1 protein-coding gene is annotated in these 1,120 nt (G+C 64.6%); it reads right to left on the reverse strand.

Features of this window, described 5'->3' with window-relative positions; all coding sequences use genetic code 11:
- A complete protein-coding gene (locus ABZ215_RS43810) occupies positions 1 to 1,065 on the reverse strand; it encodes an IS630 family transposase (RefSeq protein WP_354956874.1) in 1,065 nt (354 codons plus the stop codon).
- Between the last annotated feature and the right edge of the window lie 55 nt (positions 1,066 to 1,120).

Here is a 1,120-nt window from a genome sequence, read left to right on the forward strand (position 1 = left end):
CTAGTGTCGTGCGTCCGAGGTTCGTTGACGGCTGGCGTGGGGCAGGATTTCGTCGGCGGTCTTGGTCCAGGTGAACGGGTGGCAGCGGTCGTTCCAGCCATCGATGAAGCCGCGGATCGCGGTGACGAGTTCTTTGACGTTGTCGAAGGATCCGCGCCGGATGGCCTGGCGGGTGATGATGCCGAAGAAGACCTCGACCAGGTTCAGCCAGGAGCCCGAGGTGGGCGTGAAGTGCAGCGTGATCCTCGGGTTCCTGGCCAGCCAGACGTTGATGTCGGCGTGCTTGTGGGTGTGGTAATTGTCCAGCACGACGTGCAGTTCGCGGCGGGGGTAGGCCTTGGCCACCTTCTTGAGGAAGGCAAGGAACTCGGCCTTGCCGTGCCGGTCGTAGCACTGGTCGGTCACCTTCCCGGTCGCGATCTCCAGTGCCGCGAACAAGGTCGTCGTCCCGTTGCGTTTGTAGTCGTGCGTGGCCTTCTCCGGCAGGCCGGGACGCAGTGGCAGCATCGGAGCGGTGCGGTTGAGCGCCTGAATCTGGGACTTCTCGTCCACGCACAGCACCAGCGCCTTCTCGGGCGGGTTCAGGTACAGCCCGACTACGTCACGGACCTTGGCTTCCAGTTCCGGGTCGGTGGAAAATTTGAAGGTCTCCCGCCGCCACGGCTGCACGTGATACTTACGCCATGCCCTGGCCACGGTGGCATCCCCAACACCGAGGAACCGGCCCAGCAGCCGGCTCGACCAGTGCGTCACCGCCAGCTTCGCCGGCGGCGGCTCCAGCGTAGCCGCGATGATCGCCGCATCGTCAATGATCTTCGGTCGCCCGGGACGAGGCTCGTCATCCAACCCCGCCAAGCCATGCACCGCGAACCGATCGCGCCACTTGATCACAGTCGGACGCGACACCCCGACCAGCCGAGCCGTGCCCGACGTTCCGTACCCATCCGCCACCGCGAGCACGATCCTGGCCCTCTCGACGTGGCTCGCCCGGATCGACCGGGACCGCGTCCACGACTCCAAGATCGCTCGATCCTCGTCACTGATCATCAACCCCGACGACGGCACGAACCAATCATCGCAAGCTCACCACCGTAAACTGATTAACGACGCGCGACACTAG

Origin of the sequence: Amycolatopsis sp. NPDC006131, assembly GCF_040614175.1 — a bacterium.
GTDB lineage: Bacteria > Actinomycetota > Actinomycetes > Mycobacteriales > Pseudonocardiaceae > Amycolatopsis_E > Amycolatopsis_E tucumanensis.